This window comes from Mobiluncus sp. (assembly GCF_985070215.1).
Genome location: NZ_CFKZQR010000017.1, coordinates 10,920 through 34,036, shown reverse-complemented (window position 1 = coordinate 34,036; position 23,117 = coordinate 10,920). Strand labels below are relative to the sequence as shown.

Sequence of the window (23,117 nt, the reverse complement as noted above, 5' to 3'; positions counted from 1 at the left end):
GAAAGGAAAACCCATGACTGATTTTCACGGTCGTCACTTTTTGAAAGAACTCGATTTTACTCCTGCTGAGTGGTTGGAGTTGCTGGAGTTGGCTGCTGAGCTGAAAGCCGCGAAGAAGGAAGGTCGCGAGGTTCAGTATCTGAAGAACAAGAATATTGCTCTGATTTTCGAAAAGACCTCGACCCGTACCCGCTGCTCTTTTGAGGTTGCTGCCTATGATCAGGGCGCTCATGTTACCTATCTGGATCCGTCCGGTTCTCAGATGGGTCACAAGGAATCTATTGAGGATACTGCTCGGGTGTTGGGTCGTTTCTATGACGGTATTGAATACCGCGGCGATTCTCAGCATAAGGTGGATGTTTTGGCTGAGATGTCGGGCGTGCCGGTGTGGAACGGTTTGACTGATCAGTGGCATCCCACCCAGATGTTGTGTGACATGCTGACCATGCATGAGCAGAGTGGTAAGCCGTACAATGAGATTTCTTTTGCTTATGTTGGTGATTCCCGTTTCAATATGGCTAACTCCCTGTTGATTTCCGGTGTGATGTTGGGAATGGACGTGCGGATTGTGGCGCCGAAGGAGCTGTGGAATACCCCGGAGATTATTGCTAAGGCTGAGGAAATCGCTAAGACAACTGGTGCCAAGATTACCCACACCGAGAGTGTCGATGAGGGTGTGAAGGGCGTCGATTTCGTTTACACGGATATTTGGGTTTCGATGGGCGAGCCGAAGGAAGTTTGGGATGAACGTATTAAGTTGTTGAAGCCTTACCAGGTGAATGCTGATTTGATGGCTCGGACTGGCAACCCCAATACCAAGTTCCTGCACTGCTTGCCGTCTTTCCATGACCGTCATACCACTATTGGTGAGGATATCTACCAAAAGTACGGCCTGGATGGTATGGAAGTTACTAACGATGTCTTTAATGGTGAGTGCTCTGCGGTGTTCGATCAGGCGGAAAACCGGATGCATACGATTAAGGCCGTTATGGTGGCGACGCTAGGAGAAAAGTAGATATGCGTATTGTTATTGCTTTGGGCGGTAACGCCTTGCTGCGACGTGGGGAGAAACCGGATTCCGCCACGCAGATTGCTAACGTTGAGCTGGCGGTGCAGCAGCTTGCTCCCTTGGCTGAGGAACATGAAGTGGTTATTACCCACGGTAATGGTCCGCAGGTTGGGGTGTTGGCGTTGCAGTCGGCTAATGATAAGAATCTGACTCAGCCCTACGCTTTCGATACCTTGGGTGCGCAGACCCAGGGCATGATTGGCTACTGGCTGTTGCAGTCCTTGCAGAATAATCTCCCGGGACGTCAGGTGGCTTCTTTTGTGAACCAGACTCTGGTTTTGGCTGGAGATCCTGCGTTTGATAATCCGACCAAGTTTGTGGGTCAGGTTTATAACAAGGAAGAAGCTGACGAGTTGGCTAAGTCTCGTGGCTGGGTGATGAAGGCTGACGGGGAGTATTTCCGTCGGGTTGTCGGGTCTCCGAAGCCGCAGCGCGTGGTGGAGACTCGTTTGATTCGCCGGATGCTCGATGTCGGTGCTGTCGTGGTTTGCGCGGGCGGTGGCGGTATCCCTGTCATTCGCAATGAGAAGGGCAAACTGCAGGGTGTCGAGGCTGTGATCGATAAGGATCTGACCGCCGCGACCCTGGCAGAACATCTGGACGCAGATTTCTTGATGATTCTGACTGATGTGCCCGCTGTGATGGAGAACTTTGGTACTCCTGAGCAGAAGGAAATTCATCGCGCTAGCCCCGCTGCGATGCGCGCGGGCGGTTTCCCCGCTGGCTCTATGGGGCCGAAGGTGGAGGCAGCCTGCCGTTTCGTGGAGCTGACCGGCGATGTCGCCGCGATTGGGCAGCTCAGCGATGCTCAAAAGATTATCGCGGGCGAATCCGGCACCATCATTACCCCAGGTGGGAACTACGGTGGACCCGATGACATCAACCAGCACAGCTACAAGAAAATGTGCATGACTAGCGGTGGAAACATCGAGGTCTAGTTTCCAAGCAAACTACCAAAGTAGCCTGTCACCTGATACCGCCAGTGGTGGGGGAGGAACTTAGTTCCTTCCCCACCAGCTTATTTTTGTACGACCCAAGGCGAGGACGATAAAGATCCTTCCCTGGGATTCGCACGTACGATGCTACCGGACTCCACCTTTACGGCGGAAGGCTACTATCAATCGAGTGAAGTGACGGTATTTCTCTTCGCAAACAGTCTGTCTAGAACACATGTAAGATACCTGTTCAAACTAGGTTAAGAGTGGGTGTACGTGTTGGTTGCCCAGAAATAAACACGAATCATCCTTAGAGAGCGGTGTAAGTTCGTTTACAAACCTAAATCGGATTGGCAAACTTTTCTCTAGCAAAGATGCTACTCGGCCTCTCTAATTTTGAGACGGTACCAAACTTCACAACAAAACTACAAGGAGGATGCAGTATGTCTGGAGTTACCGACGGAAAAACTGCGAGCGAAACTGGGCAAAAACCGAAAAAAGGCTTTCGTTTGAACGTGCCCACCGCGTTCACAATCCTATTCTTTCTCACCATTATTGCGGTGTTTGCGACTTGGTTCGTACCAGCAGGTCAGTACTCGAAACTGGCCTATGATAAGGAGACTCAAGCTTTCTCAATCACAAGTCCACAAGGGGAAGTCAGTACTGTTCCCGGCAATCAAGAGGCCCTGGACAAACTCGGGGTAGACATCAAGTACGAACAGTTTGCCAACGGAGCAATTGGAAAACCGATTTCTATTCCTGACACTTACGAAAGACTCGAGTCTAATCCTGCTGGTCTTGAAAAAATTCCGCAGGCCATGGTGAATGGCACTATGGAGGCAGTGGACATCATGGTGTTCATTTTTGTCCTTGGAGGTCTCATTGGTGTGGTTCGGGCTACCGGTTCTTTCGAGTCTGGTCTGATGGCCTTGACTAAGAAAACCAAAGGACACGAGTTTGCTCTCGTATTCGCGATGTCTCTGTTCATGATAGTTGGAGGCACTCTGTGTGGTCTTGAAGAAGAAGCTGTGGCCTTTTATCCAATCATGTGTCCTATCTTTATCGCGATGGGATACGACTCTATTATCGCAGTAGGGGCTATCTTCCTTGCTGGTTCCATGGGGACTACGATGTCAACCGTCAACCCATTCTCTGTTGTGATTGCGTCTAATGCTGCAGGCATTCAGTTTACCGAGGGCATCTGGTGGCGCGCGGTAAGTTGTGTAGTAGGGGCAGCAGTAGTCATAGGTTACCTGTATTGGTACGCCAAAAAAATCAAGGCAAATCCCGAGTTCTCTTACACCTATGAAGACCGGGATTCCTATGAAAAGCAGTGGGGCATGATGAGCCAGGAAGATGTTCCCTTCAACTGGAAGCGCAAAATTATCCTGGTCTTGTTTTTTGCAGGTTTCCCGATTATGGTCTGGGGTGTCATGGCTCGGGGTTGGTACTTCCCATTGATGGCTGCGTCTTTCTTGACTATTACGATTGCGATAATGATATTGTCACTGTTTGGTAAGGACCGCCTCACCGAAAAACAACTCGTGGATGCCTTCTCGAACGGGGCTTCTTCGCTCGTTGCGGTGTCTTTAATTATTGGACTGGCTCGTGGCATTAACTCGATTTTGAAAGAGGGCTACGTTTCAGACACCATTCTGTATGGTGCTACGAAGTTGGTTTCGGGAATGAGTGGTCCGCTGTTCATAATCATCATGATGTTCATCTTCTTTGTCCTTGGCTTCGTAGTACCGTCCTCCTCTGGCTTGGCGGTGCTGTCCATGCCGATTATGGCTCCGTTAGCTGATTCAGTTGGTATTCCGCGTTGGATCATCGTCTGCGCTTACCAGTGGGGTCAGTACGCTATGTTGTACTTAGCACCTACTGGCCTGGTGATGGCTACTTTGCAGATGCTTGACATGAAGTACAGCCATTGGTTGAAGTTTGTTTGGCCTATGGTGGTGTTCGTCTTGGTATTTGGCGGCGGAATGCTTGTCGCCCAAACGCTGATTTACGGCCATTAGACCCAAGAAGTCCTTTGTTCAGGTTGCCTACTGCGGCGTCAGTCAAGGCGCAGCAGTAGGCAACTTGTTGGTAAAATAGAGGGATGCTTTGCTAGGGTGAGGAGCTCTCATGAGTACGTGGTTGTTTTACTTGACTCAGGGAGTGATGATGCTTTCCATTTTTGCGGGAGCAATTTCTTTTTCTGCCTACACAGTCTCGAGGCGGAAAACCTATCTCGGTGCATCAATTTTCAGTGTTGTTTATTTTTTCGATGTCGCATTGATGTTCAGACCCTACATGGCAGAAGAAAATCCCTCCGGGAGATTCGTGGATATTTTTGTAATTTCCAGCCCTCCTGAGTCCATCATGCTAGGTTGTGCACTGATATGCCTCCTGTGGTACACCGCATTTATGTATCTAAGTTTGCGGCCAATTTGGATTGCAATCCCGGCGCTTTTATTCGTGGCACTCAGTGTGATCATTTTAGTAGCAGAACCAGAACGAATGCGGAGGGAATTTATATTTTTCTCAATGAGGGCTGTAGGGTTCATGTCATTGTTATGCTTCCTCATCATCTATTATTTTGTTTGTAAAGATACCATTAAACGTTTTTTACTTAAGAAGCATTTGATTCTATTTATAGTCTCTGGGATACTGTGTATTGGAACCGTTCTTTGGAATGTCTACTTTATGATAATTCTTCCTTCTCTTTCATCGGTGGAAGAACCATTCCTTCCGGAGCGTAACTTTATCGAGAACCTCTTTATTCTCTTTATTTCCTGGTATATCTCTTTTAGAGGAGTGGGAATACTAAGACTGCATATCAACGAGCCTCCTTCTCGGGAGAGGGCTTCCGATGAAGATATCATTGCTAATGAAGCTGCCATATTTACCCGCAAATATAAACTCTCACCTACTGAAAACAAGGTCTTGTTGAGGATGGTGCAAGGGCAAACCAATCGTCAGATTGCTGAGGCTATGTTTATAGAGCTCACTACTGTGAAAGTCCATGTTCACAACATTTTGAAAAAGACCGGGAAAACCAGTCGAAACGAAGTTATTTCAGATTTTTGGCATTCTATGTAGCCAGATATTTCATGGTGGGATTTACATCGTTTATCGTTTAATCGTGTAACTGGCATCCTCTTGTTTAGTTATTTGCTTGGCGACAGCGTTGAAAAAACATGATAGATAATGTATCCAAGTGTGGGTATCCATGTTCTTGCCCATTTATTTGTTATTTTCCTGTAGAGACTAGCGACTCTAGGCGTCACTAAATTTACAATAATTAAGTGTGTTGGTCGAGGTTTACCTCGACCAACACACTGTTAGGTTATGATTCTGCCTGCTTGGGTGCTGGGTGTGAAATCCGAGGCGTTTTCCTCGGGAAGTGACGTCAGCTGTTAGCGGCGGGCCCGGCGGCGAGACGCGACCATCATGGCTCCGCCGGCGAGGAACACAATCATAGCTCCGCCAGCCAGCGTTTCGGCAGACGAACCGGTAGCTGCCAAAGCCTTTTCTGGCACCTGCGCCACCGGAATCTGGGGAGCTGCCGGGGTAGTCACGCCCGCCACGGGGGGCTCGGGAGCTGCCGGGGTAAAGACCCCTGCCACTGGAGGTTGAGGTTCAGTCGGGGTGGTAGTAACACCCGCCACCGGAGGCACGGGCTCGCTGGGAGGAACCACAGTCCCTCCCGGAACGGGACCGGGGACGACACTCGGCGTATCCGGGATGACCGGCGGATTCGGATTCGGGTTCTCGGGTTCTGCCGGAATGGGTTTCGGCTTGATGTCCATAGTTAGGGAAATACCGCGACTCTGGGGGCGGGTGGAATCGGTGCCGTTACCGATGAGACTGCCCTTTTCCTGGCCTTGCAGGGTATACCAAGACCTAGACAGTCCCCTGAAATTACTAAAATACCTCGCCTTTTCACGTCGATCTATGCTGCTAAATCCGCCGATGTACAGGTATCCCGCAGTGTTGAACTCCAATGTGGCCTGGGTTCCCTCGGGGGATATCTTGTCCTTAACCTTGACCCCAGAGATAACCAAGCCCAGCGGTTTATTTGCGTAGGCCTTGAAACCGTCCTTCAGACGCAAGTAGGCGCCTTCTTTACTATCTCCTGTTTCATAAAACTCATTCAAAGCCAAAGTAATAGCCAGCCGTTTTGTCGAACGCAACACGCTGACAATCCGATACAGCGGAGGTTTGTTTCCGTTGTGGGTCTCCAGTTTGTAAGACCGCGGGTCGCTGGGCATCTCCAGGTATTCCGGAACCAAAATAATCGTCTGAAAGCCGGAACCGGCTTCACTGTATGTCAGATTCCCGGCTTTAGCTCGCTGAACTTTTTCCTGCCAACCTTCCAGTGCATGCAGTCCCACGTTGATATCCAGATTGCTTTTAATATCCACGGTGTCCCCGGAGTATACCTTTAGGGTGTCATCGTGCTGAGTCGTGTAGTCTTTTTCCGCAGAGAGTTTTCCCAGGGCATCGCCATACGTACTTTTAGGTTCGAAGCCATACTCCAACGGTGGAATTTCGCTGTCATCAACATCTGTGAGCGTGAAGGCGGGGTCGCTCGGTTCCACGGGATCCGCCGGAGCAACGGCCGGAGCAGGTGGAGCCTGAACCGGAGTCGCCAGACTCAGGGAAGCGGCCGGGTCGTTTGCAGCCGGGTCAGTAGCCGGGTGATTTTGAGCATCAGCGTCGCTGGGAGCCGGGTCGGTAACCGGGGTGGGCGCCGCAGGGGATTCCTGGGAGGGAACCTCAGGAGTGGGGGTTTCGGTTGCGAAAGCAGCCGGGACAAAACCGGTCATGCCCAGTCCCAGGGTTAAAGCGGCTGAGGAGCCGATAACCAGAGCACGGTTGGTGAAACGAGTCAATAACCGGGGGTCACAGTGAGAAGTTTTCATATTTGTTGTATTTCCTTTTTCTTAGTTGGCCTGGGCATTTTCAGACATTTCCCAGATGATTCACACCACGTTCTCTTATTGTATCGTCAGTTTTCCCACATTCTTAGAAATTTGTAAGAAATGACCGAACAATTCTTAAAAACAACTGAATGTGTGAGTTTACTCCGCGAAATTGTAGGCCACCGTGAGCGGGGCATGATCCGTGAAACGGGCATCGTAAGCCGGTGCGCGATAGACCGCGGCCGATTGGGCTTTTCCGGCCAGTCCGGGGGTAGCCATGTGATAATCCAGGCGCCAGCCGGCGTTATTGTCGTAAGCCTTACCGCGCCACGACCACCAGGTATAGGGGCCGTCCGTGTCTCCCGCCAAGGCTCGTCCTACATCTACACAAGGCAGACCGTCCCGCCCAGAAAGCGTGTCGGCCATCCATGCGTCCAAGAACGCAATCTCTTCATCCATGACCCCGGAGGTTTTATTGTGATTAGGTTTCCAGTTCTTAATGTCGTGGGCGGTGCGCACAATGTTGAAATCCCCGCAAATCAGGGCCTCTTGCGGCGTGTTGGAGCCCGCTCCCGCCACAGCGCGCGCCCCCAGCTGGTCCACCCGCTTGCCAACTCGATTGAGGTAAGCCAACTTTTGTTCCTGCTTTTCCGTGTTCAGCTCCCCGGAATGCAGATAGGCGCTGACCAGGGTAAACGTCGTCCCGTCGGGTCCGTGAATCTCACCTTCCAGCCAGCGTCCGGAATCTACGTCCGGTTCCCCGCCAATCTCTGCATAAAAATCCGGGGGGAGCCCTTCGGTAATCGAATCAATCTCCCAGCCGGAATCGCGCCGAGCCCCGAGCGCCACCCCGGCGCGGCCTTTCACTCGGCAGGGCCACACGCGCACGTCCCAAGCCGGACCGAACAAGTCCGCGGTGTCTTGTGGAGTGGCCCGCACCTCTTGCAGACACAGCAAATCCGAATCGTCATTATCCAGCCAGTCCCCAAACCCTTTGCGGAACGCCGCCCGGACGCCGTTGACATTGACAGTAGTTACTTTCATGTATTACCTCCGATTCAGTTTCCGGGACGCAGTGCCGGGGGCCACCGGATGTCCCGACATGCGTTTGTCGGCCGCGGTTTCCCGGCGATTTTTGCTGCCCCAAATGACTTGCTGAGACAAACGCCAAGCGGCTTCTTCCTGGGCGGGGGACCAAATTCGGCCAGAAAGCGGATCGTGGGGCCAGGACAAACTGGCGGGAGCCGAAACCGTCACGAAGTTCGGACGCTCGGAAAAATGCGGGAAGTCCGCCACTGGTGCCGGAGCCGCCGGGGGGTTCGCAATCCAGCAAGACATATACAAGAACAGGCGGCCCAACACGTTGACCCACAGGATAATGGTCAACACCAGCGTAAACGGGGCGTATGCGGGGGGTACGCTGGCGGCCAGGTAGGCTCCTGACATCTGCAGAGCCGTAGACAAAAATCCCAATGCCCCCGTCCCAATCCACAAATCTCGGCGCGGAGCCCGCACCAAAGCCAGGTAGCGCAGTGTGAAAGCCAGAATTAAAGTTGTCAAGACACTGGTCAGGATGAAAGCTCCGGCATTTATCAGACCGGGGGGAACCGGCAGAGCCAGCGGCAGCCGGCGCTGCAAGGCACGAACCACAACGATGGAACCCGAACCCAAAACCGAAGCCAAAATCCCCCCGATACACAAAGCCAGGAACATACACGCATCCCGCAGCGCATTTTTCCACCCTGCCCCGGGGCGCTGCGGCAGTCCGAAAACGGTTTGGATGCTGACGCGCAAAGCCGCGACCACCCGGATTCCCGCCATGATGGACACGACTAAAGCCACCAAAGTTCCCCAGGTAAAGCTGGGTGTCGCAATCGCGGCGGGGTCAATCAGACCCGGCTGCCCATCAATCCTAATCGCTCCGGGAATCCATTGATTGACATCCTGAAAAATCGTGTGACTGGTCAGAGGGAAAGCAAAGATCATGACTTGCGCGGTCATGATAATCAGGGTCACTATCCCCACCATAGAAAACAGGGCGGTATAGGCGATGCCGCCAGCCAATAGGTTCGAGGAGGCGTTTTGATAACGCAGGTAAGCCCGCATAATTCGCGTGGTATTGAGCCACTCCATGAAGGCCTTCATGAGTTCCACCACTCCCTCGGGGGCAGCGGGCTCGGCTGGCGGGGAATCAAGTTGCTTTGTCACGGGGCCTCCGCACTTTCAAGTGTGTAACTGAGGGTGGGCGAAAATTTTGGGCAGTTCGCCAGTGACACTTTCGGGTATTCCCGAGCCCAGCGGGAGGATGGCCAACTGTTCGACATGGTCCGGTTCAATGAGCGAACAATCAACGCCGTCAACCATGAAAAAGCCGTGGGAACGCTTCGACAGGGCCGCTACCCGATCCAGGTCCTCATCGGTGACGTTGGTCCCCAAGGTGATGTGCGGATAGTAGGGGAAGCGTGACTCGGTGTCCAGAGGGCCGAAGCGGAGCCGTTTCGCCAATTCTTTGCAGGCCTCATGCCCGCGCTGCACCTCGATATAGACGACCGGGGACACGGGCCGAAAATCTCCGATGTTGCCGAAGCTGATGACGAACGGTGAAAAGGACCGGCAGATTTCAGCAGCCTGAGCCTGAATCTCAGGGACTTGTTCGCGATCCACCGCGCGCGGCTCCACGACGGTGACGTGCGGGGGTACGCCGTCAGTTTTCGTGACTTTCTGCAGCTCGCCAGCATAGGGTTCGGGCACGGGAATAATCATGCCCAAATAAACCTGGCCTTCTTTACGAGGGGGTAGATACACGGGGTAAAGCCTACTCTGTTCAACGCAAAAACTCACGCTTGGCCTCCGGTAGGATTTGTTTTGTGGAAATTCATGCGATAGTGCCTGCCGGGGGATACGGGCGGCGGCTGTGGCCCTGGTCGACAGCTGCGAAGCCTAAGTTCCTGCTAAACATCAACGGGACGCAAAGCCTGGTGCAGCAAACCGCGGCACGTTTGGCGCCGATTTGTCAATCCTTGACTTTCGTAACCGGCGCACCTCACCAAGAGGCTTTAGCCGCACAAGTCACTGCTCTGGACTTGTCGGTTCCGGTGCGTTGCGTGGCGGAACCTAGCCCGCGCGATTCTATGGCGGCCATAGCTTTGGGAGCTGCTCTGATAGAGCAGCGTTACGGAACTTGCGTGGTTGGGTCTTTCGCGGCAGACCATCTCATTGCAAACCCTGCGGCATTTTGTGAAGCCCTCGCCCGGGCTGTCCCAGCTGCCAAAGCCGGATGGCTCACGACCATCGGGATTGTGCCGACCGAACCGGCGACCGGGTTCGGTTATATAGAGGTGGGACCCGCCCTGGACGGAGAACTCATCGGGGTTCGTCGGGCGCAGTCCTTCACGGAAAAACCGGATGCAACCACCGCCAGCGCTTGGCTGGCGACCGAGAACTACCAGTGGAACGCGGGTATGTTTGTGGTGCGCAGTGACGTGCTACTCGATGCTTTGGAGGCACGAGTGCCAGGGTCAGGCACAGCGGTGCGAAAACTTGCCGCGGGATGGGAAACGTTGAGTTCGGACGCGAAAACTGCATTGTGGGAGGGTGTTGTTGCGGCGCCGATTGATACCGTGTTGGCAGAACCGTTGGCACGAGACGGACGAGTTGCGGTGGTGCCGGCCCGCCCGGACTTGGGATGGTCAGACGTGGGCGATTGGGAAGCGGTGCGCCGCGTCGTCAGTAACGCCTCTGAACTGGCGAATCTGAGCCCGGAAATCCCGGTCTATACCGATGCCGCCCCCGCCGCCCTGGTGAGGGCAGAAAACCTGAGAGGTGTCGCGATTATCGGAATCCCCGGCGCTGTGGTGGTGGAATCCGCAGGTCAGCTGCTGGTGACGACCCAAGAGTTTGCCCAAAACGTTAAAGTTGCTTCCGGCGCTGCTGATAATTGGTGATACGGTTGCCAAGCAAGGACAATTCGGCAGGATAGCCAAGGCCAAGGGCCGCTGGCGAAAGAACCGAAATAAGGACTAGGTATGAAGACTTTTTTTAACCGGCGTTCCCGGGGCGGGATGCAACGGGAACTGGCGGATCAGGCTTTGCTGCGCTCGAAAGTCGATCCGAAGTGGACCGAAGAAGACCCGTGGCGAGTCCTTAGAATCATGGGGGAGTTCGTCGACGGTTTCGAGTCTCTGGCGGATGTCGGTAAAGCCATCACGGTGTTCGGTTCCGCCCGAGTCGAACCCGGCACGAAGTACTATCGGCTCGGCGAAGATATCGGCAAAGTTTTTGCCCAAGCCGGGTTCTCCATCATCACCGGTGGCGGTCCGGGGCTGATGGAGGCAGTCAGCAAAGGGGCACGCCGCAACGATGGAATGACCATCGGTCTGGGAATCGAGTTACCTCATGAGCAAGGAATCAACGAGTACGTTGATTTGGGGATTGACTTTCGGTACTTTTTCGTACGCAAGACCATGTTCGTGAAATATGCCCAAGCCTTCGTGGCTCTGCCCGGCGGTTTCGGAACTCTGGATGAACTTTTTGAATGCGTCACGCTGCGTCAAACCAGCAAAATTCAGCAATACCCCATAGTGCTGGTCGGGCACGAGTATTGGGACGGGCTGATGAAATGGGTTCGTAAGTGCCTGGTCGAGGAAGGGATGGCTAGCACCGCGGACGCCTCCATTATTCAGGTGGTTGATACCGCCGAAGAAGCCCTCTACGTGGTAGAGAACACTTTGCCGAAAACACACTGACCGAAGCTGAGCCCGTGAAACGGCGCATTTGCAATACCTGTCTGAAAATAATTCCCTATCAATGCCGGAACTTCCCGTATAATAGAGAGGTAAAGCCGTTTTTGAAAAGAGGAACAAATGGCAGCCATGAAACCCCGCACCGGGGACGGACCCCTGGAAGTCACTAAAGAACCGCGCTGTAACGTGATGCGTATTCCTGCAGACGGGGGCGGTCGTTTGGTTATTGAACTCAACGATGAGGAAGTCGCTACCTTAGCTAAGGAACTAGAGAAGTTTTTGAAATAGTGCCGCGTTTTAACGAGTCTCAAATTTCCATCGATAAGACCTCGAGCTGGTCCTATGCGGAAGATTTTTTACCGGAATCTGAAACTATAGCCATCGCCAGGCAGCGAGGCAGAGAACTCGGTTCCGTGCCGATATCCCCCGGAGCAGGGGCGACACTACGAATGTTGGCTGGGGCTTCTGGAGCTAGGTCCGTGCTGGAGATCGGTACCGGAACCGGGGTGTCCTCCCTGTGGACACTGGCCGGAATGCCCGCGGATGGGGTATTGACCACTATTGATGTCGACCCGAAGCTCCACGCGGTCGCCAAGGAAATCCTGACGAGAGCGGGTATCTCACTCACGCGAGTACGCATGATCACGGGACGCGCCCTGCAAGTCCTCACGCGCCTCAGTCGGGGAGCCTACGACATGGCTGTGGTGGATGGGGATCCTGGCGAAACTCAAGCCTATGTCGAACTGTTAAACCCGGCTCTGCGCCCCGGAGGGCTACTGGTCATAGTCCACGCCATGTGCAATGACTCGGTGGCTGACCCCGCTCGGCGTGAACCGGACACCGTGGCGATGCGCGAAGTGCTGCGTCACATTCAAGAATCCGAAGAATGGACCGCAAACCTGCTGCCTGTCGGAGACGGGCTGCTGGTAGCAATTAAAAACCGTTAATTATCCTACGGAACGCTCCTACGGCGGGCCGGGAATCGACCATTCCAGACCCGCCCTGCAGACCCGATGTTGCCACTATTTTACGGTGACGTTCAAACGATGACCTTTCAGGCTGCGTGCCCGTTTGCTCAAAGTAGCGGCCGCGGAACGCAAAGCCGCCCCGGCGACGGATTGTCCGTTCTTGGCGGCCTCGCTGGTGGAGAGGGGCTCACCGCCATCGGAGGCTTCCCGATAGGCGACTTCCAGAGGAATCTGTGCCAAAAGCGGAACTTCGTAACCCAAGATCTGAGACAGCCGAGAGGCCACCTGCTCTCCGCCTCCCGTTCCAAAGACCTCGATACGAGAGCCGTCCGGGCCGGTCAGGTAACTCATATTCTCAATCACCCCTACGACCTTTTGGTTCGTGCCCGAAGCTATCGAACCGGCGCGTTCGGCGACTTCGGCCGCCGCGAGCTGCGGGGTGGTCACGACGACGATTTCCGAGTTTGGCAGTAGCTGTGCCACCGAAATCGCCACGTCGCCGGTACCGGGGGGCAGGTCGAGGAGCAACACATCCAAATCTCCCCAGAAAGTCTCGGACAGGAACTGTTCCAAAGCCCGATGCAGCATCGGACCGCGCCATACTACCGGCTGTCCGTCCGGAACGAACATGCCCATCGAAATAACTTTTACTCCGTGAGCGGTGGGTGGCATCATCATGTCTCCCACCGGGGTGGGGGCCGCGTCCTCTAACCCGAGCATGCGCGGAATTGAGAATCCGTAAATATCGCAGTCCAAAACCGCCACTTTCAGGCCGGAGTCCGCCATCGCGGCCGCCAGGTTAGCGGTGACCGAGGACTTGCCGACCCCGCCTTTTCCAGAAGTAATGGCGTAGACACGGGTCAGGGAGTCCGGTTGAGTAAAAGGAATCACCGGCCTGGCTCCCAGCAGCTTTTCCTTTACCCGGTCCAGTTCCTCGCGGCTCATCACACCCATTTCCACTTCCACGGAAGTCACGCCGGGAACTTCCGCCAGGCGCGCCCGAGCATCCTGCTCAATCTGAGCCTGCAGGGGACACCCCGCGATAGTCAGGGCGATGCGGGCAAAAACATGGCCCGATTCGTCAATTTTCAGTTCCTGGACCATATCCAAATCGGTGATTGACCGGCGAATCTCAGGGTCAATGACTTTCTCCAGGGCTTTCATCAGTTCATCTGTAGTGGGTAATGTCATACCTTCATGCTAATGCCAGCGCTGGGTTTTTTCACACTAGGGCGATAGGCTTAACCCTTGTTATATACGCGGCAGTGATGAGGGGGTAAGGTGCTTTTCGGATTCGGCAAGTCCCAGTCCAGTGGGCATCTCCACCCCGCCGCACCGCCTCCTCCACCGCAAGTCCCTCGCCCGAAGCAACCAGCAGTATCGGGAGAAATCCGCGTTAGCGTCTCTGGAACCAGCGAGGAAAAGCCCCGCGTGTCCCCACACAACGCCATATCCCCTCAGGCCGAGACAACTTTACAATCCTCACCAGACTCCGCTTCAACAGACCCGAAAATGCCTCGCTACCAGCTGCGTGGCTTGGATGGGATCCGAGCACTGGCAGCTTTGGCGGTGCTGGTTTACCACGTGGCTCCAAACTGGCTGCCGGGAGGATTCCTGGGGGTAGACGTATTTTTTGTGCTGTCCGGATTCCTGATTACGGCCCTGTTAGCGCGTGAACAGCGCCTCACGGGGCGCATCGATGTCCGTGCGTTTTGGCTCCGGCGCTTCCGGAGACTGGTTCCCGCCGTAACCTTGACCGTACTGGTGACCGTGCCGCTGGCAGCCTTGGTAAACCGGGATTTCCTAGTGGGCATCTGGTATCAAGTCCTGGGAACCCTGACCTATACCTACAACTGGGTCAATGTGGCTTTTGGGGGCTCCTATTTTGACCGGACCAACCCCCAGTTCCTCGCGAATATGTGGACTCTGGCGGTGGAGCAGCAGTTTTACCTGGTGTGGCCCCTGATTTTGTTGCTGGCTTTCCTGATTCCCACCCGGCATCGGTGGTTGGTGCCCGCGCTGCTGGCCTTGGCTTCTGTAAGCGAAATGGCGGTGTTAAAAGCCGGGGGCGGGAACCTGACCCGCATCTACGAAGGCACCGATACGCACGCTTTCGGGCTGATGCTGGGGGCGACTTTGGCTTTGCTGTTCCCCTTGGCGTTGGAAAACACCCCGCATTACCTGGATCGTTCCACAGTCCGGTTGCGCGGTTTGGCGGCTTGGGTAGGCATGGTTGGGGTGTTCGTCAGTTTCCTGATGCTGCGTGACAGCGACCCCTTCACCTATCCGTGGGGAGTGTTGGCGGTAAGCGTGCTGACCATCGGGATTATTCAGGCTTGTTTGGAGGAAGTCTCCGGCGTGAGCGGACCGGGTCAGATCCTGGTCGAATTCTTGTCGTGGCCTCCCCTGCAATGGCTAGGTGTGCGCTCCTATTCCCTGTACCTGTGGCATTGGCCAGTGTTCATGCTGGTCAACAGCCTCTGGCGGGGATTGCCGCAGTGGGCGGCGCTGGTGATTATTGCTGTGGTGTCGATATTGGCGGCATCGGTGAGCTACAAGTATGTCGAAAGACCCATGCGGCACAACGGTTTAATCGTCACCTGGAAACGTTGGTTTGCGCCGCGTTCGCAAAAGGCCGTGAGCCCGGCGGTTTCCTCCCGGTTGCGGGTGTCGTGGTGGCGGCGCTCCCTGGTTTGGACGGCGGCTGTGGTCGCGGTGCTGCCGCTGGTCATCTCTATCGCCATAGCTCCAGAAAAAACCGCTGCCGAGCAACTTGTTGAAGCCGGGGCGAACTTTATTCATAACGAAAAGCCGGGGGACAGCCACCACTCGAAAACTGGTACGGAGGAAAAACCATCCGAGCCAACTCCCCAAACTAAGCCAACCACGTCAACCAAGCCTTCTGAAGCTAGTGAGCCAATCTCCGGGGACCAAGTCGACATTATTGGGGACTCGGTGACTTTGGCTGCGGCACCGAAACTCGTCCAAACTCTGCCCGGTGCCACCATAGACGCGGCGGTATCACGCAGCTCAGCGGCAGGTGTGGGCATCATGCGGGCTCGTCAAGCCCAAGGGACGCTACGTCCCTACGTAGTCTTTGCTCTCGCCACGAATTCGACGTTTCGAGTTCAAGATGGCGAAGCTCTACTCGCCGAGTTCCCGCAGACGAAATTTGTGTTTGTGACCGGTCACGGCCGGGCCTCCCAGGAGTGGATTCAAATCTCGAACCAGACCATGTATGCCCTGGCTGGCGCCCACCCTGACCGGGTGAAAGTCGCCAGCTGGGACAGTGCTATCGCCGGTCATACGGACCTTTTGGCCAGCGACGAGGTTCACCCCGGCCCCGCCGGGCAAGATATCTATGCCGCGACCGTTCAAGCAGCACTGCAGCAGTTCCAATCCAAGCCCGGTAGCGGTTCCTAACTCAGCGGCAGTTCGCCTAACAGTGGGCTGGCACCCGCGGCGAGAATCTGGCGCAGGCTGGCTTCGGGCATGGTGTTTTCCCCCAGCTGATTAGGCTTGCCCGCCCCGTGGTAATCCGAAGCCCCGGAGACAAATAAACCGAGCTCCCGGGCCAAATCTGCGGCCAGTTGGCGGGCGGGAGCATCGTGCTCGCGGTGGTTGACTTCAATGCCCCGCAGGCCGTTTTGAGCGAGTTTCCGAACTATGGCGGGGTCCAGCCTCCGTTTGCTGCGCGTCAACGAAAACGGGTGAGCCAAAACGGGTATCCCGCCGTCGGCGCGGATAGCCTCCAGGACGGCGAAACTGTCAACAATGGGGCGCGAAACGTAATAGGGGGAGCCGGGATTGAGGACCTTTTCGAACGCTTCGGAGCGGGTCTGAAAGTAGCCTTTCCGCACCAGGGCATCGCCGATATGCGGTCGACCCGGGGTCAATCCGGTAATCTCTGCCTGCACGTCTGACCACGTCAGCGGATAATCCTGGTTGATTTTCGCGACCATGCGCCGCATGCGTTCCAAGCGATCGTGGTGGGCATTTTTTAAGATTGCCCGGACGCTACCGCGGTGGGGATTCGGCAGATAATTTAGCAGGTGAATAGGGCAGCGGTCCACGCTTGTGGAGATTTCCGTACCTAAAATAATCGCTGGCGGACGAGCCCCTTCGGCCGTTAACTCGGCATAGGCGGCACGAAATGGCGCCCAGTGCTCGAACGTATCGTGATCGACTGCCCCGATTACATCCAACCCGGCAGCCCGTGCCTTGTTTAGCAAATCTCGCGGAGTATCCGTGCCATCGGAGAGTGCGGAATGCACGTGGGGGTCGATTATCAAGGCCATATCCACATCCTAATGATTCGCCGGCTAAGCCGGCCTGGCGTGCGGGATCACGGGGATTCTCGTGAGCGTCAGACCGGGCCGGAGCCGTCCGAACTCGGGCAGTCGCGGCGCTATTCTGCCTGCACGCGGGCAATCCAGGCTTCCACGTCAGCCACGGTGCGGGGGATATTCTGTGAGATACGCTCGCATTTACCGCCGGGTCCCACCAAAATGTCGTCCTCGATACGCACGGAAATACCGCGGTATTCCGGGGGAACTGCCAAGTCGTCTTTTCGGAAGTACAGTCCGGGCTCGATGGTGAAAATCATGCCGGGTTCCAGCCTGGCTCCGTTGTACATTTCACGGCGTGCCTGGGCGCAATCATGAACGTCGATGCCCAGGTGGTGTGAAGTGCCATGCACCATCCACCGGCGGTGATACTGACCGTCCTCCTGCAGTGATTCCTCCCAGGAAACCGGTAGCAAACCCCACTCGTCAAGCCTCTGTGCGATGACGCGCATGGCGGCGCTGTGGACATCAGAGAAAATACATCCCGGCTGATTCGCCTGGTCAAAAGCCGCGTCGGCAGCGTCCAGGACCGCTTGATAAACGCGACGCTGCACCTCGTTGAAATGACCATTAATCGGCAGGGTTCGGGTGATGTCCGCGGTGTAAAGCGAATCGAGTTCCACTCCGGCATCAATCAAGATGAGATCGCCTTCTCGCACCACGCCATCGTTGTTGATCCAGTGCAGGGTAGCGGCGTGTTCCCCGGAAGCCGCAATGGTGTCATATCCCAGGCCGTTACCGACTTCCCGAGCACGCGCTCCGAATGCACCTTCTACCACGCGCTCGCCGCGGAAATGTTTCACCGCCCGCGGGAAAGATCGAATCGCCTCTTCAAAGCCTTCCTTGGTAGCAGCGACAGCCTTGCGCATCTCCTCGATTTCCCAATCGTCCTTAGTCAGGCGCAGTTCAGAAGTTGCTTCCTCCAGTAAATTGTCCAGGTCCTTGGCGGCATCGGGGTCAATCCCAGCTTGTTCGCGAACCTGATTCACTACTGCCGCGGCCTGGGAATCGGAGGTAGAAATCATCGCAATCTGGACCTGACCAGCATCTTTAGCCAATAAATCGGGCAGTGTTTCCAGGTGGGCACAAGGAATCCCACACATGCGCTCGAACTCCTCCAGCGAGGGACGCACCCCGACCCACAGCTCGCCGTAACGCGAATCTGCGTAAAACTCCTCAGAAGCGCGTGACGCGCGAGGACGGAAAAAGACGGTGGCGGTGTGGGTCCCTTCGCCTTCACCGGTTTCGCCTTCCCGAACCGGGTTCAAAACCAATACAGCATCGGGAATCAAGTCAGTTCCCAAGCCGGTCAGGTGGGAAAACGCGGAGTGCGGCCGGAATCGATAGTCACAGTCATTGTTGCGCACCACCAGGGCGCCAGCAGGAACGACCAGCCGCACCCCTTTAAACTTTTCCCCCAGCTTCACGCGGCGGCGTAGCGCGTAGGGAGCAGCGCTTGACCGTTCGTAGCCATCGGTGGGACGCGGACCCCAGTTCTCGCCGATAAACTTCTTAAACTCTTTGGACTGGGGCTGACGGGAGCGGTTCTTGCCGCGGGTTTCTTTTTGATCACTCATGCCCTCAAGTCTACGCGCTCGGCGGCAACCCGCGGCTGTTTTCCCGTTCACCAAGACTGATATCCCTGTTCGGGCGCCATCCTAGGCCCGGCGGGTGACAGGCGTGTGGTGCGGATTAGGGCAAGTCCGGGGCGGAATCCTCAGGGGGAACTTCGTCAGTCGCGGCGGCGGACTCTTCCGCGGCTTCATCCATTCCGTGCAGGGGAGCGGCTTCCTCGGATTCGTCAAGGTCGGGGGAGGCCTGCTTCGCCGCCGCTTCCGGGTCTTCCGGGGGCTTGCGAATTAAAGCGTTCAGAGCTGTGCCGACTAACCCGGCGAGGCCGATGCCGATTATGAAAGTCCAAATGACCCGGTTTCCGCCATTTTTGCCCAGGTCGGAAAACACAAAGAACTTCATCAGACCGGCAATCAGTGCTGCGACAAAGGAGATGACATACAAGCCGCCGGGTTCGCGATGCACCAGGGCGCGCACCAGGGCAATGACTCCGCCCCAAAAACCGGCTGCCAACAGGCAAGCCCCAACCGTCTGGGTATTTTCTTCAGCCGAGAGCATCGAGAGGATGCCCAATCCTATTAAAGCGCCAAAAACGACACCTTCATAGGGAGAAAGGTGATCAATCATCAGCGAACCCCCTTACCTTTTCCAGCCTTGTCGGACTTGTGACGACGAGTGCGTTTACGTTGACGTTCCTTCTTTGAAGGTTCCTCGGCGGCCCCGCGCTCCGCGGGTTTTCCGCCGTCTTTGAGGCCGTGCTTCTTTTTGTTGTTCTTGTGCGGACCGCGGCCCTTCTCAGATTTCCGGCGTCCTGAACCGGAGCCCTTCCCGCCGCGGCGCGACCCGAAACTGCTCGGGTCGCGTCCACCCAAATCCTCAAGTTCTTCGGCTTCCAAACCGGCGCGAACCCGTCGGGACCGCGGCAAGTTTGCGGTAGCGTCCGTGGGAATGTCCAGGTCGGAATAGAGATGTGCAGAGGTATGGTAGGTCTCTCGCGGGTCGGAAAAATCCAAGTCGAGAGTCCGATTAATGACTCGCCACCGCGTCAGGTCCTCCCAGTCCACGAAGGTGATGGCGCTGCCTTTGTTGCCGGCGCGAGCAGTGCGCCCAATGCGGTGAATATAGGTCTTATCGTCTTCGGGACATTCATAGTTAATCACGTGGGTTACGTCATCCACGTCTATGCCTCGTGCCGCTACGTCGGTGGCAACCAGCACGTCCACCTTGCCGTGACGGAAAGCCCGCAAAGCCCGCTCTCGTGCATTTTGGCCCAAGTCACCGTGAATCGCACCGGTGGCGAAACCCCGTTCGGAGAGATCGTCAGCCAACCGTTGGCAAATCCGTTTCGTGCGGGTAAAGATAATCGTCAAGCCGCGACCTCGAGCTTGCAAAATCCGGGCGACGACTTCTGTCTTGTTCAAGGAATGCACCCGGTACACGACTTGTTTGACCTGCCGCACAGTCTGTGAAGAATCAGTCGGGTCGGCGGCACGGATATGCGTGGGCTGGAACATGTAACGCCGCGCCAGAGCCACCACCGGGCCGGGCATAGTGGCCGAAAACAGCATGGTGTGGCGGCGCGAAGGAATCTGGGAGATGAGTTTTTCCACGTCAGGCAGGAAACCCATGTCCAACATTTCGTCGGCCTCATCCAAAACCAAGGTCCGCACCCGCCCCAGTTTCAAGGTGCCCTGATTCATCAGGTCAATCAGACGTCCCGGAGTGCCCACCACTACCTCGACGCCCTGGCGCAGCGCGTCGACCTGGGAATCGAATCCGACCCCACCGTAAATCTCAAGGATTCGGGCAACTCGATGGGTCGCTGCTGCCCGGATTTCTGCCGCGACTTGTTTCGCCAGTTCGCGGGTGGGCAGGACCACCAAGGCTTGTGGGGCGCCGGAATCCGGAATCTCGTCCCAGCCTTCATCGCCGGGACCGATAATGTCGTGCAGGATCGGAATGGCGAATCCGAGAGTCTTACCGGTGCCGGTTTTGGCCTGACCGATAATGTCCTGGCGGTTCAACGCGACCGGCAAGGTCAGGGCTTGAATCGGAAACGGATGAATGATGCCTTGATCACGCAAAGCCGCAACGATTTCGGGTTCCACATCAAAATCGGCGAAAGTTTTGTCTTGGTTCGCTTCCAAGTCATTAATACCGGTGATGTCCGCCGCGGCTTCCTCGTCAGTTCCCGCGGTTTCCAAGGTATTTTCGCTCCTCAATGTGTATCTTCCTTATCGTTGTCAGTGCTCAAAAGTCGTTTGCCTATATCTTTCATTGTAAACCGAGCCGGCTGGAGGATGTGGTTTTCCTGCCTGGTTCACCATTTCCCAGGCAAAAGCCTAGAACTCGGTGATGTTGTGGTTGACATAGTCTGGCCATTCCAGCGCGCTGTGTAAGGTTTCTTCACAGATTGCGGCGTATCCGCCCAGGGCAGTCACTTGGAAAGCGTTGAGTTTCGCCAAGGTGTGCATGGTATTTTTGTCCAGGGCTCCGCATCCGCGTGGCACCAGCAAAATTGGCCCGTTGCGCAGGTGGCCCCCCGAAACTGCGTCCGCAAATACATCGCCGCGAGCTAGGTAGGCGTGGGTTGAGGGCTGTAGACGCGCGGATTCCAAAGCGATTTCCCGCGAGGTTTCGTAGCGGTTCTGGCCTCCCAGACGGGTTGTCGCTTTGCCATTGGCTACGCTTTGCAATACCGCGTCCGACACGGCCGCTGGCCCGCCCAGGGCCACTACCCGGTCTACCTGCAGGTCTGTCGCCAGTTGACGGATAGTAGCGATAGCGGGGGCGGACGAATCGACCAGGACGATAGGTCCGTCTCCCAAGGCGGCTCCGGTCAGCGCGTCCGGTGAGACACTGCCGCCCGGTCCGTAGGCGTTGGCAATATAGAGAGAATTCGCTTTTGAAAAGGCTCGGCGGGCAATCATGACGGAAGTATCGACTCGATTGGCTCCACCAATCCGCAAAGCGGCGTGCCCCCCGGCGAGTTCATAGAGCCGAGCGTCCGAAATAGCGCCGGTTCCCCCCAAAGCCGCCACTTGCTTGGGTCCCAGAGCGCGCAGAGTCTCGGAAATGACCGGGGACACGGGAGAGGTGTCGGGAGGGACCAACAGTACCGGACCATCCTTGAGAACTCCGCCAACGAGGGCATCAGCGAAAACATCAGACCGAGCCAGGTAAACCACCGCGGGGCGTGAGTCTGATGCCTTCGCGATAGCGGCGGAAGTCTCGAATCGGTTAGCCCCGCCAATCCGGTCAGCGTGCAGGTCAGGGATGTGCGGGCGGGGATCCAGCGAGTTAATCACCCCGTCTTGATCTGCGTCGCCGTTGGGGTCGGCGGGCCAATCGGAGTTAAACAGGTTTATCTGGTAGCTGGTTGAGGTTGGAACCGGTTGACAGTTTGGAGCGGTGCGGATGTTAGAAATACTGACGGTATAGGGCGCCACATTGTAAAAGTCGGGAATAATCAGCTGATTCAGGGGAACTTTGAACAAAATCGTGTCATATCCGCCGTATTCCCACGGTGTTAGATTGGGGTCGATTCCGGGTTCCGAACGGTGTATGACCTGCAGCGGAATATCTCCCGCGGGGCCGGTCACACGGACCTCGGCAGCCCGCAAATCGGCACACTGACCCGAGTAAGACCAGCGGGACACGTTTTCGCCCGCTCCAGTAGGCAGGATACGGGAAGGGAAATACCCTGCTGCTGGCCACGCGATGCTCGGCGGCTGGTGATTCGTGGAATCCCAAAAACTGGGGTGGACGGGCCTTCCGGCGGCTTCATAAGTCGTGTCGAAAAGCTGGATAGAAGTGGCGGTAGGGCCGGAGGTTCCGATAGAAACCGCTCCGATAGCAGCGTTTGCCTGGACGGGCGAAAACATCTGGAGCCGATGCCCCAGGTTGTCATTGGTGTTCGCGGTCGAGGCTTCGGTGATATATCGCAAGACTTCCGTGGCCGGGGTGACGATACCGTCCAACCGGGCAATGACCCCTGAACGCGAGGCGAGTTTCACGTCATCGTTGAGACACACCGCGCCCGGAACAGAGTCGGGGGCTCCTGAAGCGATTGGGCCTGCCGCAGCAGTGAGGGCTGCTGCTTGTGCCGGACCTTGTGGAGCGTAGTGGGCAGGCAAACTGACCGGGGCAAGGCGATTGAGCGAGCGGAAATAGTTCCAGGTCGAGAGCATTTTTTGGACAGCCTCAGGCTGTGCGGTGCCGGGGGTACACGAAGAGATGACCGTCCCGGAAGAAAACGGGGTGACCTTGTCTGCTAAGTCCCACAAGGCCTCAAACTCGGCGCGAGCCACCGTCTCACTGTTCCCCGGTGCCGCTTGTGCCGCGGCAGGCTGGCCCGGCACAAAAGTTGCTTCGGGGCTACCCGCTACCAGCCCGGTCGCGGCCAGTCCCACAACTGCCAGCGTCACGCCGGCCCGCCGCCGCAGGCGTCTATCGCCCCAATAGCGGGCGGCAGATCGATGACGAGCCCCGGCTGGTTCCAAGTTCAGAAAAAAAGAAATCCCCATTCCCCTATTTTGACAACTTTTCTAGGCACTGTCTTGAGTTTCGCAT

General features: G+C 56.0%; 19 protein-coding genes. 9 read left to right on the top strand and 10 right to left on the bottom strand.

The genetic code is table 11. From position 1 onward, the window contains the following. Positions 1 to 13 precede the first annotated feature (13 nt). From argF to AC5LBQ_RS04990, 4 genes are all read left to right on the top strand, one after another. Positions 14 to 1,015, top strand: a complete 1,002-nt coding sequence (gene argF, locus AC5LBQ_RS05005) for an ornithine carbamoyltransferase (RefSeq protein WP_282921772.1) — start codon at positions 14 to 16, stop codon at positions 1,013 to 1,015. A 2-nt stretch (positions 1,016 to 1,017) separates the two neighbouring features. Then, positions 1,018 to 2,007, top strand: coding sequence for a carbamate kinase (gene arcC, locus AC5LBQ_RS05000; RefSeq protein WP_491680346.1), 990 nt, complete (start codon positions 1,018 to 1,020; stop codon positions 2,005 to 2,007). Between the two features lie 440 nt (positions 2,008 to 2,447). Further along, positions 2,448 to 4,025 (top strand): YfcC family protein, encoded by a 1,578-nt coding sequence (locus tag AC5LBQ_RS04995; protein WP_295028641.1) that lies wholly within the window; start codon positions 2,448 to 2,450, stop codon positions 4,023 to 4,025. A 109-nt stretch (positions 4,026 to 4,134) separates the two neighbouring features. Further along, entirely contained in the window at positions 4,135 to 5,091 is a 957-nt protein-coding gene (locus AC5LBQ_RS04990; protein WP_491680345.1) for a response regulator transcription factor, read from the top strand. A gap of 317 nt (positions 5,092 to 5,408) precedes the next feature. Here the strand turns inward: AC5LBQ_RS04990 and AC5LBQ_RS04985 are convergent, their stop codons facing one another. From AC5LBQ_RS04985 to AC5LBQ_RS04970, 4 genes are all read right to left on the bottom strand, one after another. Further along, a complete protein-coding gene (locus tag AC5LBQ_RS04985; RefSeq protein ID WP_493264807.1) occupies positions 5,409 to 6,917 on the bottom strand; it encodes a peptidase in 1,509 nt (502 codons plus the stop codon). A 159-nt stretch (positions 6,918 to 7,076) separates the two neighbouring features. After that, positions 7,077 to 7,961: an exodeoxyribonuclease III gene (locus AC5LBQ_RS04980; protein WP_493264806.1), complete on the bottom strand. Its 885-nt coding sequence runs from the start codon at positions 7,959 to 7,961 to the stop codon at positions 7,077 to 7,079. Between the two features lie 3 nt (positions 7,962 to 7,964). After that, complete coding sequence (locus AC5LBQ_RS04975) at positions 7,965 to 9,125, bottom strand: YihY/virulence factor BrkB family protein (RefSeq protein WP_493264805.1); 1,161 nt, start codon at positions 9,123 to 9,125, stop codon at positions 7,965 to 7,967. 15 nt (positions 9,126 to 9,140) lie between these two features. Beyond that, positions 9,141 to 9,722 carry a 2'-5' RNA ligase family protein gene (locus AC5LBQ_RS04970; RefSeq protein ID WP_295028651.1) on the bottom strand — a complete coding sequence of 194 codons (582 nt, stop codon included), beginning with the start codon at positions 9,720 to 9,722 and terminating at the stop codon, positions 9,141 to 9,143. A gap of 62 nt (positions 9,723 to 9,784) precedes the next feature. Between AC5LBQ_RS04970 and AC5LBQ_RS04965 the strand changes: the two genes are divergently transcribed. From AC5LBQ_RS04965 to AC5LBQ_RS04950, 4 genes are all read left to right on the top strand, one after another. After that, positions 9,785 to 10,861, top strand: coding sequence for a mannose-1-phosphate guanylyltransferase (locus AC5LBQ_RS04965; protein WP_493264804.1), 1,077 nt, complete (start codon positions 9,785 to 9,787; stop codon positions 10,859 to 10,861). An 81-nt stretch (positions 10,862 to 10,942) separates the two neighbouring features. Beyond that, on the top strand, positions 10,943 to 11,662 hold the full coding sequence (locus AC5LBQ_RS04960; RefSeq protein WP_493264803.1) for an LOG family protein: 720 nt from the start codon (positions 10,943 to 10,945) through the stop codon (positions 11,660 to 11,662). Between the two features lie 117 nt (positions 11,663 to 11,779). Then, positions 11,780 to 11,947: a DUF3117 domain-containing protein gene (locus AC5LBQ_RS04955; RefSeq protein WP_004008170.1), complete on the top strand. Its 168-nt coding sequence runs from the start codon at positions 11,780 to 11,782 to the stop codon at positions 11,945 to 11,947. Beyond that, positions 11,947 to 12,606 (top strand): O-methyltransferase, encoded by a 660-nt coding sequence (locus AC5LBQ_RS04950; protein WP_297346119.1) that lies wholly within the window; start codon positions 11,947 to 11,949, stop codon positions 12,604 to 12,606. Before AC5LBQ_RS04955 ends, AC5LBQ_RS04950 begins: the two co-directional genes overlap by 1 nt. 75 nt (positions 12,607 to 12,681) lie before the next feature. Here AC5LBQ_RS04950 and AC5LBQ_RS04945 read toward each other — a convergent pair whose 3' ends face one another. Continuing rightward, complete coding sequence (locus AC5LBQ_RS04945; protein ID WP_311497867.1) at positions 12,682 to 13,818, bottom strand: Mrp/NBP35 family ATP-binding protein; 1,137 nt, start codon at positions 13,816 to 13,818, stop codon at positions 12,682 to 12,684. 90 nt (positions 13,819 to 13,908) lie between these two features. Here AC5LBQ_RS04945 and AC5LBQ_RS04940 point away from each other — a divergent pair, with 90 nt between their 5' ends. Then, positions 13,909 to 16,050: an acyltransferase family protein gene (locus tag AC5LBQ_RS04940; protein WP_311497868.1), complete on the top strand. Its 2,142-nt coding sequence runs from the start codon at positions 13,909 to 13,911 to the stop codon at positions 16,048 to 16,050. On the opposite strand, the gene AC5LBQ_RS04935 is transcribed toward AC5LBQ_RS04940, so the two are convergent. The 5 genes from AC5LBQ_RS04935 to AC5LBQ_RS04915 all read right to left on the bottom strand — a co-directional run bounded on the left by AC5LBQ_RS04935 (position 16,047) and on the right by AC5LBQ_RS04915 (position 23,071). Continuing rightward, positions 16,047 to 16,925 carry a PHP domain-containing protein gene (locus AC5LBQ_RS04935; protein ID WP_493264802.1) on the bottom strand — a complete coding sequence of 293 codons (879 nt, stop codon included), beginning with the start codon at positions 16,923 to 16,925 and terminating at the stop codon, positions 16,047 to 16,049. The genes AC5LBQ_RS04940 and AC5LBQ_RS04935 overlap by 4 nt on opposite strands. A 110-nt stretch (positions 16,926 to 17,035) precedes the next feature. Beyond that, positions 17,036 to 18,550: an aminopeptidase P family protein gene (locus AC5LBQ_RS04930; RefSeq protein WP_282921939.1), complete on the bottom strand. Its 1,515-nt coding sequence runs from the start codon at positions 18,548 to 18,550 to the stop codon at positions 17,036 to 17,038. Positions 18,551 to 18,665: 115 nt separating this feature from the next. Next, a complete protein-coding gene (locus tag AC5LBQ_RS04925) occupies positions 18,666 to 19,172 on the bottom strand; it encodes a transglycosylase (RefSeq protein WP_282921938.1) in 507 nt (168 codons plus the stop codon). Next, entirely contained in the window at positions 19,172 to 20,767 is a 1,596-nt protein-coding gene (locus tag AC5LBQ_RS04920; RefSeq protein ID WP_493264801.1) for a DEAD/DEAH box helicase, read from the bottom strand. Before AC5LBQ_RS04920 ends, AC5LBQ_RS04925 begins: the two co-directional genes overlap by 1 nt. A gap of 120 nt (positions 20,768 to 20,887) precedes the next feature. After that, positions 20,888 to 23,071, bottom strand: a complete 2,184-nt coding sequence (locus AC5LBQ_RS04915; RefSeq protein WP_493264800.1) for a cell wall-binding repeat-containing protein — start codon at positions 23,069 to 23,071, stop codon at positions 20,888 to 20,890. Positions 23,072 to 23,117 lie beyond the last annotated feature (46 nt).